At 56.6% G+C, this 18,215-nt stretch carries 16 protein-coding genes and 1 pseudogene; 10 read left to right on the top strand and 7 right to left on the bottom strand.

Annotated features, from left to right (window positions below; genetic code table 11):
- Window positions 1-321: 321 nt before the first annotated feature.
- From VJ162_RS16580 to VJ162_RS16565, 4 genes are all read left to right on the top strand, one after another.
- Complete coding sequence (locus VJ162_RS16580; RefSeq protein ID WP_324665837.1) at window positions 322-3,711, top strand: coiled-coil domain-containing protein; 3,390 nt, start codon at window positions 322-324, stop codon at window positions 3,709-3,711.
- Between the two features lie 47 nt (window positions 3,712-3,758).
- Complete coding sequence (locus VJ162_RS16575) at window positions 3,759-5,240, top strand: P-loop NTPase family protein (RefSeq protein WP_324665836.1); 1,482 nt, start codon at window positions 3,759-3,761, stop codon at window positions 5,238-5,240.
- Between the two features lie 2 nt (window positions 5,241-5,242).
- A complete protein-coding gene (locus VJ162_RS16570) occupies window positions 5,243-6,871 on the top strand; it encodes a hypothetical protein (protein WP_324665835.1) in 1,629 nt (542 codons plus the stop codon).
- 159 nt (window positions 6,872-7,030) lie between these two features.
- A complete protein-coding gene (locus VJ162_RS16565; protein WP_324665834.1) occupies window positions 7,031-7,396 on the top strand; it encodes a hypothetical protein in 366 nt (121 codons plus the stop codon).
- 112 nt (window positions 7,397-7,508) lie between these two features.
- Here VJ162_RS16565 and VJ162_RS16560 read toward each other — a convergent pair whose 3' ends face one another.
- The 3 genes and pseudogenes from VJ162_RS16560 to VJ162_RS16550 all read right to left on the bottom strand — a co-directional run bounded on the left by VJ162_RS16560 (window position 7,509) and on the right by VJ162_RS16550 (window position 9,624).
- On the bottom strand, window positions 7,509-8,099 hold the full coding sequence (locus VJ162_RS16560; RefSeq protein WP_324665833.1) for a class I SAM-dependent methyltransferase: 591 nt from the start codon (window positions 8,097-8,099) through the stop codon (window positions 7,509-7,511).
- Window positions 8,096-8,338: pseudogene (locus VJ162_RS16555) on the bottom strand (heavy metal translocating P-type ATPase); the annotation flags it as partial. The gene VJ162_RS16560 and the pseudogene VJ162_RS16555, both read right to left, overlap by 4 nt.
- A 293-nt stretch (window positions 8,339-8,631) precedes the next feature.
- Complete coding sequence (locus tag VJ162_RS16550; RefSeq protein ID WP_324665832.1) at window positions 8,632-9,624, bottom strand: hypothetical protein; 993 nt, start codon at window positions 9,622-9,624, stop codon at window positions 8,632-8,634.
- Between the two features lie 276 nt (window positions 9,625-9,900).
- Here VJ162_RS16550 and VJ162_RS16545 point away from each other — a divergent pair, with 276 nt between their 5' ends.
- Both VJ162_RS16545 and VJ162_RS16540 read left to right on the top strand, forming a co-directional pair.
- Window positions 9,901-10,785 carry a ParA family protein gene (locus VJ162_RS16545; RefSeq protein ID WP_324665831.1) on the top strand — a complete coding sequence of 295 codons (885 nt, stop codon included), beginning with the start codon at window positions 9,901-9,903 and terminating at the stop codon, window positions 10,783-10,785.
- Between the two features lie 26 nt (window positions 10,786-10,811).
- Window positions 10,812-11,186 (top strand): hypothetical protein, encoded by a 375-nt coding sequence (locus tag VJ162_RS16540; protein ID WP_324665830.1) that lies wholly within the window; start codon window positions 10,812-10,814, stop codon window positions 11,184-11,186.
- Between the two features lie 187 nt (window positions 11,187-11,373).
- Here the strand turns inward: VJ162_RS16540 and VJ162_RS18625 are convergent, their stop codons facing one another.
- Complete coding sequence (locus VJ162_RS18625; RefSeq protein WP_455429323.1) at window positions 11,374-11,478, bottom strand: hypothetical protein; 105 nt, start codon at window positions 11,476-11,478, stop codon at window positions 11,374-11,376.
- Window positions 11,479-11,545: 67 nt separating this feature from the next.
- The gene (locus tag VJ162_RS16535) at window positions 11,546-11,974 is read right to left on the bottom strand and encodes a DUF7509 family protein (RefSeq protein ID WP_324665829.1); all 429 of its coding nucleotides are present in this window, start codon (window positions 11,972-11,974) and stop codon (window positions 11,546-11,548) included.
- 156 nt (window positions 11,975-12,130) lie between these two features.
- Between VJ162_RS16535 and VJ162_RS16530 the strand changes: the two genes are divergently transcribed.
- Window positions 12,131-12,583: a winged helix-turn-helix domain-containing protein gene (locus VJ162_RS16530; protein WP_324665828.1), complete on the top strand. Its 453-nt coding sequence runs from the start codon at window positions 12,131-12,133 to the stop codon at window positions 12,581-12,583.
- 105 nt (window positions 12,584-12,688) lie between these two features.
- Here VJ162_RS16530 and VJ162_RS16525 read toward each other — a convergent pair whose 3' ends face one another.
- Window positions 12,689-14,509, bottom strand: coding sequence for an SWIM zinc finger family protein (locus tag VJ162_RS16525; protein WP_324665827.1), 1,821 nt, complete (start codon window positions 14,507-14,509; stop codon window positions 12,689-12,691).
- 113 nt (window positions 14,510-14,622) lie between these two features.
- Here VJ162_RS16525 and VJ162_RS16520 point away from each other — a divergent pair, with 113 nt between their 5' ends.
- The 3 genes from VJ162_RS16520 (at window position 14,623) to VJ162_RS16510 (ending at window position 17,126) form a co-directional block, all read left to right on the top strand.
- Window positions 14,623-15,222, top strand: a complete 600-nt coding sequence (locus VJ162_RS16520) for a hypothetical protein (RefSeq protein WP_324665826.1) — start codon at window positions 14,623-14,625, stop codon at window positions 15,220-15,222.
- 41 nt (window positions 15,223-15,263) lie between these two features.
- Entirely contained in the window at window positions 15,264-15,575 is a 312-nt protein-coding gene (locus VJ162_RS16515; RefSeq protein WP_407066875.1) for a calcium-binding protein, read from the top strand.
- A 264-nt stretch (window positions 15,576-15,839) separates the two neighbouring features.
- Window positions 15,840-17,126: a site-specific integrase gene (locus tag VJ162_RS16510; RefSeq protein WP_324665824.1), complete on the top strand. Its 1,287-nt coding sequence runs from the start codon at window positions 15,840-15,842 to the stop codon at window positions 17,124-17,126.
- Between the two features lie 246 nt (window positions 17,127-17,372).
- On the opposite strand, the gene VJ162_RS16505 is transcribed toward VJ162_RS16510, so the two are convergent.
- Window positions 17,373-18,065 (bottom strand): hypothetical protein, encoded by a 693-nt coding sequence (locus VJ162_RS16505; RefSeq protein WP_324665823.1) that lies wholly within the window; start codon window positions 18,063-18,065, stop codon window positions 17,373-17,375.
- Window positions 18,066-18,215: the final 150 nt, after the last annotated feature.

Raw genomic sequence — 18,215 nt, 5'->3', positions numbered from 1 at the left:
TTTCGAACGACTGTTACTGAGCGTCGTTTAGTTTCTAAGTCTCAGAACCCCTTTCGGCACCAGTTAGCTCTATTTGGAGATTTTCGTCGGAAAACGCCCTCCTATGGGATCTGGAAATCCGATTCCAGTGCACTCGGGAAAACATTTATACTCAACCAAAACCCAGAATAAGTCAGACTGAGTAATATGGGCTCAGGATAGGAACCGATTGGCACTCGAACGGGACTGTCGACGTCATCGCTCGGCCGAGACGGGACTGGCCAGAGAATGAGTGTCCCGGAACTGTCCCGGCAAGAAAATACTCGTCACTGAATCCACATCATGACCCAAGAATTTGCCACCGGAGTCGCCGACGAATCGTCAGACAACCTAAGCCACTTCATCGAGGACCCGGAGAACTTCCCGCGCCGGGTGTTCGGTCTCGGGCACGCAGGGATCCAGCTCGCACGGCGGATTTTCACCCACGACGAAGTGGTCCGAAATATTCTGAAGCCCCGGGAAGGACAACCCCAACGGGTCATTGTGACCCTCTTGGACACCGCTCAGAACGAGCGAGAGTCCATCGGCTCCGTCGTCTCGGAGATCAAGTCCGTACGCAAACGTGTGCGCGAAGAGTTGGAGAAGTCGGAAGATGACCCACTGGGAACGCTCGAGATTCAGTCGTTCATTCTGACCGACAGCGTGCTGCTCCAGGCGAACCACGACCTCGCAGGCCCGGATGCGGTCGAAACGGTGGCCGAGTTTCACTCGATGCAGTGTGCCGACTGGTTCATCCGCCGTGTCGACATCAACAACGACCTCGATTTCAACCGCGGTGTCTTCCGGCGTCGCGCGCTCGCGAAGGCGCTGTACTACAAGGCGGTCGCCGAAGAGCGGGAGGTCCGTGACCTGGTCGACATGCCGAACAACGATCAAGCAGCGATTCTGACTGGGATCGGCGGTGGTACGGGGGCATCGTTAGCGCTCGATGTTGCACAGGAAGTCACCGACGCTACTCAGTTGACCGACGTCACGCTTTTCGGTGTTCTCCCGACGCCGCTCGAAGAGACGCGCGTGGGAGCGAACGCGTTCGCGATGCTAAGTGAACTTGAGAACGTGCAGCTGGCCGACGATTCGTCGCTCTTCCGCGATATCGTACTTTCACCGATCGATGCTACTGGATACGAGGGCAAGCGGGGGAACGACACCAACACCGAGGCGCTAGAGGAGTTCGACGAGGCGTTCCCGTTCGTGTTCACCTCCTATTACAACAGTAGAGAGGAGCGGATATTCGACGACAGCCCCGACTTCGCGCCCTTCTCGATTGCGATTCCGCAGGTGCTCCGCTACAATATCGGAGAGATCGCTCGGATGCAGGAAGACCTGGAGTCTGCAGTCACCAAGCTACAGGGACTCCTCGACGATCAGATCGAGATGCATCGCCAGGTGCGTGAGCTCATCCACCAGCAGTTCACTGCACAGAACCTCGGGCTAACCGACGACCAGCGATCCGATCTCGAGAGCTGGGTCGGTGAGTTCGAATCCTTCGCGAGCCGGCAGATATTCGAAGAGTTCGGATACACCTCGACGTCGAAGTTCACGGACCATCTGCAGGACGCTCGGGAGCACGAGGATTCGCTCGACGATCAGCTCGACCACCTGGCCACGCTCTCCCAGGACCTCACGCAGGACACACTGACGTTCGTCGATGACTTCGACAGGACGGTCGCTTCCGCCTTACAGCGAGCCGCCGAATTCTTTTCGGTCCGGTGTGAGACCCTCACCGACCTTTCCGCTGTCGATGATGACGACGCCCGTGAATCACTTGCGGCACTCCTCAACGCCGGGCACGGGAAAATGCGAGAAGTGCTCCTGAAACACAATCGTCTGGAAAACCGACTCGATACCCTGACTGATGATCGGGAGACCGCCGAAGAGAAACTCGAGACAGTGCAGACTGAACTGCAGAAGGCTAGGTCGAAGCGGAAGTCGACAATTGAGCGGAAGCTAGAGACCTGGCGGGCTGACACGAGCGAAGAGCGCGAAGTACTGCAAGCAGCTGCGGAACAGTCGATCCGTGAGCCGTTCCAGCAGCTGGAGTCCGAACTGGATTCGTTCGGCAAGGCGGTCATTAACGCAACGGACGAGTCCGAACTCAGCAAGGTCAGTGAAAGTGGTGTCCAGTCCGCACTTGATCGGATCGAGGCGCTTCGGGACCAGTTGCGATTCGACGACCCCGAGGTTACACTCCCGCCTCGGGATGCGGTCGAGCGGTCTCTCCAGACGCTCAAAGATGCCCGGCAAGCGAGCCTCGACACCGATCCAGATCTGAGTTGGCTCGACCAACGCAAGCCCTGGGACACCCCTGCGGAGCAGGAGGCGATAGCGGCTCGCGACCGGTTGGATGACTGCCGTGGGACCCTCGAGATGGACGGAATCTTCGAGGTCTTCGGGACGTCGCGGGCATCGTTCAGCTACGAGGTTACCTACAACAAACAGCGCGGAGTCGAGCTGATCGAGAACCACCTCACCGATGTCCGGCGGGACTGCATCGAAGCCCTCGAGGACGTACTCGAACCGTCACTGTCCCCGGAGCAGCGTACGGAACTCGAAAGCCGCCTCAACCAGGGTCAGTCCGTGACGAATCTCGCCGAGTCCATCTTCGAGGCGAACATTCCAGAGCCGACCGACCTTGAGCAGGACACCCAGAAGATAGCCGAACAGCTTGGTACCCTGAATCAGCAGATCGAACAGCTTGACGCAATCGAGGAGTGTATCGACGGCTTCGTCGGTGACGACGGCCTTCGAACGCAGATCGACGCCGCATACGGCAAGGTTCGGAGTGAGCTGGCTGGACCGAATCAGTCACAGCCGGTTCAGTCCGACGACCAGTACCACTACGTCCGCTCGACGAAGCCCGAACAGCTCCTGGATATCGTCGGCCAGCGTGATCTGGCGGGTGCCGGACTTCTCGTCTCGGATTCCCAGCAGCAGGGTCTCAGTGACCAGATCGGGGACTTTATCGCAAATATCCAGTCCAGTCGGTACAACTGCCTGAGGCAACGGACGATCAGCGACGGCCAGTACCGATACGATGGTCACAAGCTCCACGTCTGTTTCAGTAGTCTCGCGGTCGATCAGCTCCCAGACGACCACATCGACGTCGTCGGTCGGCTGACGGAAGCGTTCGGTCTCGAGAACCGTGCGAGCGACCTCGACACCTACCGCGTTAGGTTCGGTGGCCCCTGGGATATCGGCCTGTGTGTGTTCATCGACGGCGTCGCGCTGGACAACATCCGGAACTTCCGGGAATACCAGCAGCAGTACGAGGCCCGGCGGCAGAGCGAAGACAGCATCCACCTCCACCACGGGCACGGACTGTCGGACGGTCGGTTCGTCCGGCGAGAGTCGAGTGTGAATCTCAACGACCCGGAGCAGGCCAGGCTCTTCACCGCCTGTGAAGAGGAGACCGTCGTAGAGGCCATCCTGGAGAACTACCAGATGTGGGTCGACGCACCGACGAATCCCGTCCACGAAGAGATCGAAGCCGAGCCTGATCTGGCCGACGACCTCTTGGTCGACGGCGTGTCCCGTGACACTGACGACAGCGAACATCGGGGAGCGAGTCGGCCTGCAGAGTCATCAGGCGATTCGCCGTCGGGTACGGTCGAATCGCCCCCGGAATCAGCATCCTCGGTCGATTCCTCGGAAGACGTGGAAGGTGACGATTGATGGCGTCATCCAGTCCGACTGTCGGCTCCGAACCGGTGGCGGGGCCGATGGAATGGCTCCAGTCCAATCAGGAGCAGGTGCGACTCCTGGGCTATCTCGCGGTCATGATCGGTCTGGGTGTCCCCCTCGCCACCCTTGTCAGCCGAAGCCACGACAGCGCCACGCAGGGAACCCTCACCAGGTTCATCGTTGAGTCGGTCACTGGATTCGGGCCGGGACTGGTGACGCTCGAAGCGTTCGGCCTGGGGGGAATCCTGACGCTGATGCTCCTGTTGCTGTTCGACGACAAGAAGTGGGCACAGGGAATCCTGTTGTGGATCGGCCTCGGTACACTCACCGTCGGCTTCTGGCTGTCGGGCTTCGTCCCGCGGATCGCGTTGCAGCTGTGGGCCCACCTCGGCCACGTTGCACTCGGTGCGACCGCGGCGTTGCTTCTGGTCGTCCCACGGACTGTCTGGGACTCGGTCCTCGACCTGCGGATTCCGCGCCGGAGAGAGTTCCGACGTGCTCCCAAGCTCATTTACATCGCCGTTATGGGTTCGGTCGTCCTGCTGTATGTTGAATATCACGTGGTGTATCCTCCGGTCTTCTCACCGGGGACGATCGGGGAAGCCACGGTCGGCGTGCGGCTCGACAACCTGTTCGTCGATTCGGTCACTGCAGCCGGATTTATCGTCGTCACTCGGAAGTTCATGCAGTACGAGGCCAAGAAGACGGTCGCGTTCTTCGGGAAGAGAAACGCCGGAAAGAGTGTGCTCGCGTACTGCGCCCCGACGGATTACATGAACCGAGTCGCCCGGTACGCCGACGTTCCCCCACTGGAGATCTCACAGGATCTGTACGAACTCCTCGGTCAGGGAGAAGAGGTCCTGATCGAGGACGACGGGTCGGGCCCACAGACCGGAGAGTGGTTCATAGACAACAACGAGCAGAACGACCTTGAGGAGTTCAGCTGGACGATCAAGGACGGGAAGCTGTTTCCGAAGAACCTCCAGATCGACATTAGGGACCACGCCGGCGAGAATCTCCCCCCGTTCGTCAAGGCACTCAGCGGGGTCCCGATAGACGAACTCGACCGAGGAAACCCGGAGGTCATCCGAGCACTCCTAGAACAGGTCGAGAACGCGGACACGATCGTCCTCCTGATCGACGTCGCCGCACTTCGGGATCCCGGCGACAGCCTCGACGCGCATCTATACGGTGAGATTATCTCCGAATACGGGGCGTCCAAGGAAATCGTCTTCGCCGCGACAAAAGCCGATCTCTACGACAGCGAGTTCCGCAACGAAACGGGGCTCGATCCGTACAACGTAGGGAACTTCGACCGTTTCCGACGCTTCGTCACGAGGAAGATTCAGCGCGAGAGCAACGTCATCGCTACCCAGATGCGAGACGTCGGTGCCGACGCGGTTCACCCGGTCTACGTCCGGACAGTCGAGGATGAGAACGGCGACCGCGTCCCCGTCGTGACCGACGATGGTGATCTCCAGCCCTTCGGTCACGTCGAACTGCAGGAGCGTCTCAAATAAGGATGTCAGACGATATTGACGAAACATGGGACGCTGAACGGTCGTCCTCCAGTACGACCGACACGCCTGCGCTTCCGGAGCGGACGGACTCCCACCAGGAGACAGATAGTGCGACCGAGTCGGCCAACGACCACGGGCGTCCCTCCAGAGCGCGGGACCGGCCCGGACGTGATGAACAGTCGGGTCCATCGACCAACGAGGAAGAGACGCCAGAAGGGAGCGGGGTGGCCGACTCGGAGTCCAACCGTGCTAGAGTTTCGCGTCCGCACGACTGGCAGCACGACGTTGGCCAGTCAGAGTCCGACTGGAGTGACCGGGACTCGCTTGCTCGACACGATGCTTCCCGGGATACGTCCATCGACGGCGGAGACACCACGGATTCTGATTCGCCTGCGTCGGAGGAGTACAGTACGGAGTTCTCGCTCTATTCCTCGAACGGCGATCTGGTCGCCTCGACGGCCCGGACAGCGGCATCTACCGACGTTCGGATCGGCCAGTATTTCGACGACCAACTTCGGGCATACATCGAGATCGAGGGCACTACCAACACCGTCGTCATCACGAGCCACGTCAGGGCACGTGCGTCGCGACGGGGTCGGATCAAAACGTACTACGTGCGATTCGAATACGACCCGGAGATGGGCATCGGAACCGTCCACAGCGAGCTCAAACGCTTTCTTTCCGAGTCCGCCGGGGTTCTACTGGCGGACACTGACGACAGCCAAAACGAGATTATCGCGGATCTCGCGTCGATGTCCGACCGTACGACGGTCGACGAGGGTACGGTCTCGATCCTCGCGAAGGCGTTGGGAGAAGAATCTCGCTGTCTGAAGTTCACCGTCCCAGGTGAGCGCGTCGGGTTCGAACACGCGCTTGCGTTACTCTCCGACACTCCAGCCCAGTCGGTCGCCATCAGCCGGACCGACCACCACCTGGACGAAGACGATCTCGATGCGCTTCTGTACGTACGCCAGGGCAACGAGATCGCGCTCCTGGAAGACACCCAAGCACTCGTCGAGGAATATAGAGCGAAACTCAACGCCGAACGGGCTCGCACACATCTCGATGCGATCGGAGACGAAGTAAGGGCACTGCAACAGCACACCCAGCTGTCCGATGTGGCGATCCGCCGGCAAGCAGAGCGCCAACTGCCTGCGGTGAGTGTTCGACAGCGACTTTCGGACCGCGTCAGCCAGCTTCGGGAGGGGCTTCCCGCGATTCCACTTGTCGACGGGGTTGTATCCAACTCGCGCTCGGAAGTCCGGGATGGTACGACTGCTCACCCAGTGCGGGCATCCGACGCCGTTCAGTCTCGTCAGGGCCCGAAGACGAATCGCTCTCACGAGCCTCGCGTTTTGATCCCGGTAATCGGCGCTCTCGTAGCTGCCGTGCTCGCTTTGGGACTCTGGACCACAGAAATCGGCTCTCTACTGACACGTGGACCAGCTGTGGCGACTCGTCTTCGAAGAGCCGTCATCTCGGGTGCGACCACGCAACTCTCCATGCCAGGAATCGGTCTTCCTGTTGCGGCATGGGAACTGTGTCTCGTCGGTGTGGGTGTAGTCCTCGTCCTTGTCGTCACGCTGTGGAAGGTCAGATCAAGAGATCGAGACCCCCGTTCGAGATTATGACCGACCTACACGCTTCTTGTTGGCTCCTCGAACCGTATCTTCCCTACCTCGATTCCGAATCTGACTCCATCGGGACGCGGAACTGGGGGGAACTTCAATCTCCTCTCAACGACTCTTATCAATCAAATTAGCCCCAGGACCGTACAATGAATAACCTGTATGACGCTCGAAGATCGGCCCGACGGTGGTGCTGCCGGGACGGCTCACAGCAACCAGCCGGTTCCGGCCTGGGTGGAGCACGAAGCCTGGATGGCGGTCATCCGGCGGCTTTCCGATGAGAACGAAGACCTGTTTCAGCGATTCACGCAGGCATTCGGCTACGAGGGGGGACAGCGGCCGGATAGAGAGATTCAGACGGAGCTGCTCCCGGTCGCAGGGAGTGAGACGCCCTACCGGCCCCCGGTCACTACAGACGAGCACCTCGACGAGGAACTCAAGGACTTCGCACGGCTCGTCGCGTTGCATCTCGAGAAAGAAATCACGGACCGACTTGGCGACGAGGAGATGTCCCCCAGTGGGTGCTGAGTGAATGTGACCTCCATTACCTCAAATTCGGGCAGTCTCCCGATAGCAAACCGTGCGTTCGTTCAGGCATCCTCCGACTCGTCAGGAGTGACTGATCCATTGTACTTTGGTTTCACCTTGTCACCTTCTCACCACTGCCAGTAATGTAAGCCGAGGCACCTTCGATGAATGGGTTGAGCCAGCGAAGCGGTGCCGTCTGGAATGACCGAGCGTCGAGAACTGCAGTGCGTCCCCCGGGGCGCAGTACGTCGGACATTTCGGACACGACCGCCTCGACATCGCCCATCACGCTCAACGACAGTGTTGCGCACACGCCATCAAAGCGATTATTCGCTAGTGGAAGTCGCCTGGCGTCCGCTCGAAGTACCTCGACTTCACAGTTCAACTGTTCGCCGCGTTCCCTCGCCCGCTTGACCATACCGTGGCTGGCGTCGACACTGACGATAGTTTCAGTCGGGCCAACGGCCTCGGCAAGTCGGTCGAAGTTAGGACCAGGCCCACAGCCGACATCGAGGACGGTATCACCGTGGTCCAGTGAGAGGGCGTCGACCGTCCGGTCGCGAAATTCGCCCGTTCGACCGAACAGGAAGGCCGTGACGAAAGCAGCGTACACTCGGTCGTGCCGGCTCCACCAGTCGTACACGTGCTGGCTGTGCGCGTGGTCGCGACGGTCGAAAGCCCACTGGCGAACCGCGTCAATCACGAGAGATCGACTCCGCGGAGTCTGCGAGCATTGATAGCGACGATGACCGTCGACAGCGACATGAACACCGCACCGATGGCCGGCGAGAGGAGAATCCCGACGGGTGCGAGGACGCCGGCTGCGAGAGGTAATGCGAATACGTTGTAACCGGTCGCCCAAACGAGGTTCTCCTGCATCTTCCGGTAGCTCGCCTTCGAGAGTTTGATCAGCCGAACGACGTCGCGAGGATTATTCTCGACTGAAGTGCTGATTAGCTCGACATCGCCGATAAGTGTTGTTGAGTTGTTGGTTTGTAGAAATCCAAACGCCGAATCTGTGCTGCCTTCTGAAATGAAAAATAGTATAGCGACATACAATATATAGACGCTGAATTAGGCCAACAATGCCATGTCTAAGGCTTCAAACGCTCGAATTCGAACAAATCCCGGCTGGACATAAGTGCTTACGTTTACTCCAATAAGCGTACGCACCCCTGGAGAAAAACACCAGAAAGTGCCTATTGTAATGCACGCCGAATTAAACAAGGGCACAGTCACCCGCCGCTGGAAGACTTGTGAAACGATCGGCCCGATTGGAACTCTGTGAGTTCGGCAATCCTATCTTCGAGTTCTTCGATTTCCTCTCGGAGTTCGTTGGCTTCCTCGCCTTCGGTGGCCGCAAGCTGGTCTTTCAGGCCTTGGAGGCGTCCCTCTTTCTCTTCCTCGTCAACATCGGCCTTGCGTACGTACTCGCTTGTTTCGACTTCATAGACGTCACTCTCGGCCAACTCTGTGACTTCAAGTGCCTCGTCAACTTTGCTTGAGTCTACTGTAGTTAGTCGGTCACGGTCGATACCGGCGGACTCGAAAGCGTTCAACACCAGTTCGTCGTCTTTCAGCGATCGGTTTCGTCGCGTAGTCCGCTGGACAGACCCGAACTGGCCAGAGACAGGCTGTTCATGGTGAAGACGGCCCAGCAGAACGCTTCGGATATCTTTCCGGAGGTCATTTGCATTGCGCTGGATATCCGAGAGAAGCGTATAGAGGTTTACCAGTGCCGGCGTCTCCGCGCCTTCGAGATGGGTCACGTCGTGACGTTCGAGCGCATCAATTAGCAACAGCGCATCGGCATACACGTCGAGATCTGGTTCTTCACGCTCGACGTCGTCGGTTTCACTGCCGTTGCTCTGTGCTTCCACCAACGGGGATCCAGTCGATTGGTCACTTTCGGTTAGCGTCCCCTCTCGGTCGTCAATCTCGAAGCGTGGATGGAGGGACAGCACAGTCGCGTATGGTTCGGCGTCGGGGGGCAGACGGTCAAGCTCGAACGCGCCACGGGAGTCACTGATGCGCTCGTACAATGTCTCGAACTGGTCTTTCTGGAGTGGAATCGTCTCGTCGTCGTCTCGATACTGCATCAGCACTCGGTGTTCCTGCACGTCAGTGACGCGAAACGCCTTCCGTGACAGTGGAGTCACAAGTATGGCGTCCGCCGACAGCTCTTCGATGTTTTCGAGGAGGTTGTGCCACGTCGAATTGAAAGTCATGGCCGGGTCTACGGGTTGATGGGTCAAAACGATAGGCCGCACCACCCAAACCATGAGTACCGTTGGCGAGGAGTGGCGAAATCACGAGCCGAGTAAATGAGTGGTATCGCACTTCGTGAAACACAGAGAGGGACGTTAGATACCAGCCCATCTATGCTATCTTAGGTACAAGACCTAAGGTACCTTAGGTGAATTATTCACATTGGCTAAGCAAGCTTAGCAACCTAAGGTACCTAAGTCAAAATAGCTAAGTTACCTCAGGTGGGTGAGCAAGGTATGAGTGATGTGCAAGCTAACGAACCTCGTGCAGTCTCAGTCGGCGTTTTAAAAGGCGGTTTTGGGAAAACTACCACCGCGATCAATCTTGCACGGGAACTCGGTCACCGGAACGAACGGGCGCTTCTGGTCGATCTCGACGACAATGGCCACATGACACTCATTCTCGGCCATGATGACGCTTATAGTGGCGATCGGTGGGGCACGAACCACGCTGCCGACGTGCTTCTTGATGGCGAGGACCCACAACAGTACATTACGAGTGTCGCTGATGGATTGGATCTCTTTCCATCACACGTTGAACTTGAGGATGTCCAATCCGGTTTGAAGGAAGCGACAATGGGGACTACGCGTCTAAAGCAGGAGTTGGTTGACGAACTTCTCGGTGAAGCGTATGATTACATCGTCATTGACTGTCCAGCGAATCGGGGGAAACTCAATGACAACGCGATGTATGCTACTGGGAATATTATCATCCCACTTCGGCCCGAGAATGGCTATGAGACAGGACTGACGAATACTGTCCAACGGTTGGTGATGGATGCGCGTGAGTACTTTGATCTCAACATCCTCAGCGTCGTCCCGACTGATCTGTCTACCCGAATCGACCAGGAAACGCGAGACCGGGCCCTTCTCAGAGAGATGACCACTAGAGAGGCTGTAGCTAAGCATGTCCCGAACTTCGCATACCTCTCCGAATCTGACTGGGCGAAGGTCGACAGTGGTGGATACGATGGCCCATTACCAGGTATCCGTCATCGAGCCGCTATCGACAATGCGAACGATGAGGGAGTTCCACTCAGGGATTATGACTCTGAGTGTGACCAACTCGCGTGCTATGATGAGCTCGCACAAATTGTCGAAACCGGTGAGGTGGCTCGCTGATGGGCTTCGATGATTTGGACGAAGCAATGAGTGAACAGGACGCGGAGGAGACAAACACTATTGATACGCCCGAGAGAGACCGGCAGGATTCTGCACCAGAGCCCACTTCGGATCTTGAACAGTCCCCGGACTCAACTACTGATGCTACCGAAGACAACTCCTCAACGAGTTCTCTTGAGCACCCTGCGTTTCCGTTTGAGGATAGCAAGCAAGAGGCAATTTATCCGACTGTAGAAACCCTCACTGAGTTCGACGATACGCTTGACTTTGAGGTTAAGCGCCGTCTCCGTGATGAAGGACTCCGAGATGTACCTAAGCGCGAATATCATGAAGCACTCTTACAGCTGGCCATTGAGCAGCCAGAGCGACTTGCCGAACTGATTATTGAAAATCGAAGGTAGCATTGGGTACCCGATGCTCGCAAGCGGAGGACCCCAATTCAAGATTGTCGCCGATCTTGATGAATAATCTCTGCGGGACAATCCTGTTTTTGTGACTGGGCACTTTGGTACCGTTCAGAATTGGGTTTGCTCTTTCACCGGTCGCATTCATTTATTCTAACGAGCTGAAGTCCTCGTCAGCAGCGAGTCATGCTATTGTTCTGAGATGCGCTCGAACCGCTTTGTTGAGATCGTCATAGCTCTCGAAATCATCCGTTGTCACATGCCAGCGTTCAGAGACGGCTGTGACCATCGCACTCTCGACGTTCGCCTCACCGAGGAATACAACGTTCTCGCGCAACGGTCGCTCACCAAGATGCTCACAGACACCCGGTTTCGATACCGACGCCAAGATTGTCACCCATGGCCGGCGCGATGAAGATCGTGGCGTCGGCTGCCTTCGTATACTCGATACTCTGTGTGGCGGCATCCATCTGGTGCAGGGGAATCTCTGGATCAGTCGCCACAAACGCATTCACCCCGGTTTGAGTCCGCAAATCTCGTTTGAGCTGGACCAATAGTGCCAGTGCCTCATCAGCATCCAAGTCCAATTCCCCTCGCTGCAAACGGCCGTCAATATCGTCGAGTGTCGGACGCTGGGTGGCTGCCTCAGCTGCTCCTTGGTGGGGTGGGTTGTACGGTGGATAGGACTTGTACGGACCCATTAGATAGACGAGAAACTGCTCTTTCGAAGCGCCGTGAGTGATATAGCTGCTATCACGAAGCGCCTCAATAATCCGATCTCGCATTGTCGTGGCTTTCACAGACTGGTGGCCTATACTTTGTCACCGGCAGTTTGTAAATCTCAAATTGGGTATCGAATCCATTACAGCTGGTACTCGGTCTGGAGGACTACCACCGTAAGAAAATTTAACCCGGTGTGAGCAAAATATAGGACATAACCCATGTCCGACCCCAACACAACTCGTCCCGATGGCGGGGTACTCACTGACGACTCCGAGGGCGGTGAGGGCGACGATCAAGAGTTCTCGATAGATGTCGAACTCCCGGATGAGAGTTTCTTCACTCTTGAAGAGTACCTCGAGATGTACGAGACGGCAGCCTCGCAGCCAGCGTTCGACATCCTCACTGCACTTGGTGAAGAGGGCCGGTTGAGTACCAGTGAGTTAGAGATGATGCTCGACCGCGAGGGTAATGACCTTCACTACCACCTTCGCAAGCTCAAACGCTCCACACTCATCAAGAACCGCCGTGATCCGAATACGGGCACCAAAGAGACGTATTCGTACTACGAACTCACCGACCTCGCCCACGTCATCCTGACTGAGGGGCTGGCGACAGGTGTGCAGAAACTGGCAGCCGAAGAAGCGACGCTTAGTGAAAAATACGGCGAGTAAGTCAGTATGAGCGAGCATCAGATTGCGCTCGGTGATCAGAATTACTTCTTAAAATACGTGAGCAGAGATGCCGGACATTGATAGTACCCGCTAAGATGGTAATGTCTAGCTTGATTCTCCAGGAACCTCCTCAAGTAACTCATCCAGCATCGGTCGGAGCTTGTACTTTTGATAGTGTTCGTCGCGAAGACCCTCTACGTAGGCACGCCACTCATCGATTTCCCCCGCTGCATCGGCCGCCTTGCTGGCGATGTCCAGCCAGTCCACGGCGTTCTGATACTGCTGTGACTGGCCTTTCTTGATGATTGGCTCGGCCTGTTGCTTACACATATCGATCGTCCACTGTGGACGATTCTCCCAGACGGCTTCGGCAACCGGTTTGACCACCTTGGAGTCAGAAAAACGGTCCGCGATAGCGATAGCCTCGTCACATCGATCCGCATACAGGAAAATCTCGATGTGTCGCCGCGCAACCCGCTGGGTCGTCTCTCGATTTGAGAGCGAGGTCAGTAGTTTTTCACGGACATCCGGCCAGTCCTCGCCGGCGAGTTCCTCTGTCACCTGGTAGTTCGCAAGCGTCGGGGAGGCTTCGAACGCCGCGACGGCCGCTTCCAGTGCGATATCGTGTTCATCCAGGCTGCTGGCCCGCTCGCGGAGCCGTTCTGCCAGTTCTGCCTTCTCGCTTCCCTCAAGAGTCAGCCCGTGCTGGGCGATGTCCAGAGCTGCCTCTTGTTGGTCGTGATCCCGAAGTGCTTTGGCTAGCGTGAGTGCTTCGTCCGGTGAATACAGGTTGTCGCGTCCATACTCGATTGCCTCGTCGATTCGACCCTCCCCAACGAGTTTGGTCACGTACGCATCAACGAGGTCCGCGGCTGCCGCAAGGTTCAGATACTCCGAACTGCGGTCCTGGCGTTCGAGAACATTAAGGCGAGCTCTGATGAAATTCTCGGCGTACCAGGGCGGATTGCCCTCCCAGAGGTCAGCGAAGCTTGCATTGCCACGCATCGCTCGCTGGACCGGATCGAAGTCCCAACCACGTTGGGCGGCTTCGAGGGCGACGCTGTACGGCGGGTGGTGCGTATAGCTTCCCAATTCCTGTTCCCAACTCCGGAGGCGGTCCTCCCAGTTGGCACGTTCCTCTTTTGAAGGGGCAGCGGTGAGCAGCGCTTCGGCTATGGCATTATCGACTTCGTCGAAAAACTCGAAGACACCGTTTGAATCGTCGTGCGAAAGGGCGAGCCATCTTTCATCCATCAACTCGTCGGCGAGCGGTTCGAGGATATCCAGCGCTGCCTCGCCGTCGCCGGCGTCAAGCGCGGTCCAAGCTTGGTCAAGGAGACCTCGGAGTTTTTCCACATCAGTCTCGGCCGCTGCATACGAGTCGGACGCGTGAGCGCTTTGTCCGTCCATGGGACCGAGGACGTATTGCACCTGCTGGCGAATCGACTCGCGATTAATGTCGGGCGTTCGGTCACTATCATCGCCTATATCTTCGGAAGCCACCGTCTCAAGTTGCGACTCAACCCTGTCTGCCAGTTTGGGGTGGCTCTCGGCGAGGTTCATGAGGATGTCGCGGAGGTCCTCCGGATCTGCCTCCTCAATCAACTCAGGGACTGGTGGCCGCTGGTCAATCTCACTGGGATCACGGATGTAGGTTAGGAGAGTGGCCACGCGATGCTTGCAGATTCCACCGTGATCGTAGGGGCAGGAACATGCAGTGTCGGAGACGCCGGTCTCGTCGAAGTCGATTCGAACTTGGTAGGGCTCGTACTGACTGCCTTCTACCGTTCCGCGAAGCTTCTTACCGCGCCGGACAATCTCGATGACGGCGCCCTCGTTGTAGTAGTTCTCTCCACGGTCGTACGACTGTGAGCGTGCGAGTTCTCTGACGGCCGCCTCGGTAATTGTCGGGTTAGGAGCCCCCATCGGCCTGTCGTCCAGTGGCTACGAGTGGATTGGTTGTAATACTGTGGTGAGAAACACACGAAGTCGTAGCGTTTGACCCGAGGAATTAGGCGGCCAGCTGTGCAAGAAAGCGTATGGATCGAACACGCGATGCGTTCGCCGATGCGCTCTCTTCTGGTGACACCGAGCGCGTGAATCGTGCCATAGACGAGGTCGAGGATACCGAACTCGAGGAGAGAGCCGACCTGTTTGACGAGTGTTTCGAGATGTGTCGAGACCTATACAAGGCCGAGGACGGGTATAAACGACAGGCCGTAATTCGATTTGCGGCGGGTCTGTATCCACGCTTGGCCTATCGAACCGTCGGATCGGATATCACAGACGAAGCGTTGCCGGGGGAGTGGACGCTTGACGAGATTGCAACACACCGCGAAAGACTACGGGAACTCTATCTCGACGGACTCTGCGACGACGACGGCCGAGTGAGACGCGCAGCAGCCAAGTCTATGAAAGAATTAGCGTTGACCGCCGAGATGCTTGGGGCCAGCAACGAGCTCCAGCTGATGAAAGAAGATCTAGAAGCGCTCGCCAAGGACTGTGAGGATGAGAAACAAAAACATATTGAACAGGCCTACGAGAACGTCGCATTTCACGCGGAAAAGCCGTTTTCCCTGCTTCCGGATGGGCTTCGGGATGTGGTCGAAAAAGAGAGTCCAGGTGGTCGAGAGCAGTGATACGCTCAGATAGCGACGAGGAGCGTGAAGAGCGAATCCAGATGGAGATTATTGTCGACGCGTACACGCAGGACGAGCAGGCGATGGGATGGCAGATCTATCTGGAGGAAACGATAGATTTCCCCTTCGAGGCCAACTGTATCAAGGAAAAAGAAGTCTCACCCCTTAGCGAAGGTGAAACAGTTCGCGTGGTTGGGGTTCCCTCAACAGATCCATCGCTCCGCCAGCAATTTGTGACCATCCAGTGGAAGGATAGCGAATTGGGTGTTCCCCTGAGCCAACTTGAGCCGGTTGACGCCAGCGATAACACGAAACAGGCTGTCGCAGACTGGCACTACTGGCTCAACCGGTGACGAAGGCAAGGTCGGAAAGCATATTTTGACCTTTTCTATAGGTCGGAATCTGCCAAGATGAAGATATAGCGGTATACGATATATGTGTATTCACCGGTGTTCCCGCCCAGTTTTACACAGTTTAGTTGTATCCTCGTCTACAACCACCTATCCAAAAATATCAAGTTAATTGAAGACCAGCGCTACCTATGGAAACACAAACTCTCAGAATACCCCTCAGAGACAGCGAACCGGCTAGTTACACTCGAAACCCGGTGTGTGAACATGAGTGAGCAACAGCACAACTGGAGTCGGAAATCACTCGACGAGCTCGCCAAATACTACACCAACCACATCCACCCAGAATTTCTCACTGATTCCACCCACATAAATCAGCCCTACCCCACCGCGACGTGGCTTCGAGAACACGGCTACTCCGGTATTCGCTATACACTTCGCGAGCATCACGACAGAACATTTACCGAATTCGTACAGAAAGACGTTGGAGAGGACTGTTTACAAATCGATAACGGGGGGTCAGAATCACCGCAGCGCCGCTTCAATATAGAACACGAGGCCACAGAAGCAGCCGTCGACGCGTACTTCACCCGCCGAGAAGACCGTGAACTGCTGGCCGAATCTACGCTCGCGTCCCGTCGCTCCCGGTTCCGAACGTGGGTGAAAACCTATCGTCGCCACCACGGCACGGATGCAATCCTCGCACATGCGGACGATATCGACAACAAGGCAGCCGAACGACGTCGGGCCCGTGACGTACTCGACGACATCGCTGATAACCTAGGCAGTGACCAGTCCCGCCTCACATTCGTTGCCGATGTCCGCCCTGTCTACAGCTGGCTGACCGACGAGGGCTATCTCGCGTTCAATCCACTCGACGGCGTCGAATCCGAATACGGCTGGGAACGGCCCGACGCCGACAACCAATCGCTGCAAGCGACCGATGTCCAGCAACTCCTTGCGGCCGCGGACACGCCGGCTGAGACACTGCTTGTCACTGCACTCCCTGGGTGGGGTCTACGGCCGTCCGAAGTCGCCCAGTTGCACGTCTCGCAATTCGCCCTCGGAGGTGATGATCCACACATCGCCTTCGAAGAGCGCAAGAACGGCCCGGGCACTGTCGCCCTCCACTACGGTGTGCACACAGTCTCGGATCGTATCGGCCAGCTAGCTGCAGCGGATGACTGGCAGGGGTATCTGTTTCCCTCACCCACAAAGACGGACACACACGTCCACTCCGATACGATTACTAACCGATTCAAACGACTCGCCGACCGGGCCGATGTGTCCGTTGACGGCCAACTGGCCACTCCCAGAACAGCACGGCGGTTCTGGTACTCGATGTACTCCAGCGCCATGGTCGATATCCGCGCGGAAATGGATAACATTGCTGACGAACAAGGCGCCCAATCTGGGACCGTAGTCTGGGAACAATACCTCTCTGAAGCCGATCGGCGACGTCGACGGCGACAAGCCATGGCCGCCAAACTGACTGATGCTTTCGGGACCGGAAACGGGTCTCTCGCTGGACAAAACAAAAATTTGATCAACTGACTCTTAGGCTACTTGAAGATACGTCTCGAAGAGGTTTCATCGGTAGTCGTTAACCAATATAACTATTCTCTTAATCAACAGAAGGTCAGAATGCGTCTCAGTGTAGCTTCAATCTCGAAGATACGGCCATCTATCCATTCAATTGTTGAATCTCACTCGTCCAGCCATAAAAACAATATGACGGAAGCCTTGTGAAGACTGTTGGGTTCTAACGGGTCCTTCGACACAATGGGGTTAGAAGGTCATTTAAGTACTTTCTATATCGAAGAAGGTGCCGAGATCACTACGGACCCACTGAGCGACAGTCACGACACCAGCGGCGACACCGAGCCAAATGAGTGTCCATCCGAGAAAAGCACTCTCAAGCCATAGAGCGGTTACGACGGGGAGACGGAGCAACACAAGGGCAACTATTGTCAGGGACAGACCGGCTACCAGCGCACCTAACGACAGCATTCCACGGATTTGTAAGGTAGGTCTCCGAGCTACATCGCCAGTTGAGTGTGATGCAGTCAATCCCGCTGAGCCTGTGGATGCAGTAGATGGAGATGGTGCGTCACGTTCGGTCGACTGTACCGTATCAGCGGAGGGACCACTTGTCGTTTCAGACATCTGGCTATCTGCGTTGTTCAGCGAGTCCGTTACCCAATATCGATGTTCCGAGCTCTCCCCATCGACCTCTAGGAGGTCGGCATTGACTAACTCTTTTAATGCCTCGTTACTCGTCGATCTGGTATTTTTAAATTTCAAATCGTCAAAATGTTTTTCAAGTATCTTCTCAACACGACGACGGGTGAGTGATTGGGAGCACGTTTTGGTGTCCGGAAGAAAAAACGCACACATATAGTTCCACCGAGAGTGTTTCCGCGTTTTATCAAACCCCTCTTCATCAAGCTTCTCGCGGATTTCTGGAGGAAGGATTTTATCAGGACTTACCATATTTTCGGAGTACATCGGTGTTGATATATTAAATTTTGCAACACACCACATATCATAACTAGAGGTAATAAATACACTCGTATGCGTTACTCGATATAAGCGATACGCCCGTATTCTCAGTGTCTCCCTCTTTGTGCAGTGGTCTCTGAT

The organism is Haloarcula sediminis (assembly GCF_035656455.1).
GTDB lineage: Archaea > Halobacteriota > Halobacteria > Halobacteriales > Haloarculaceae > Haloarcula > Haloarcula sediminis.
This window is presented reverse-complemented; position numbering and strand designations above follow the sequence as displayed.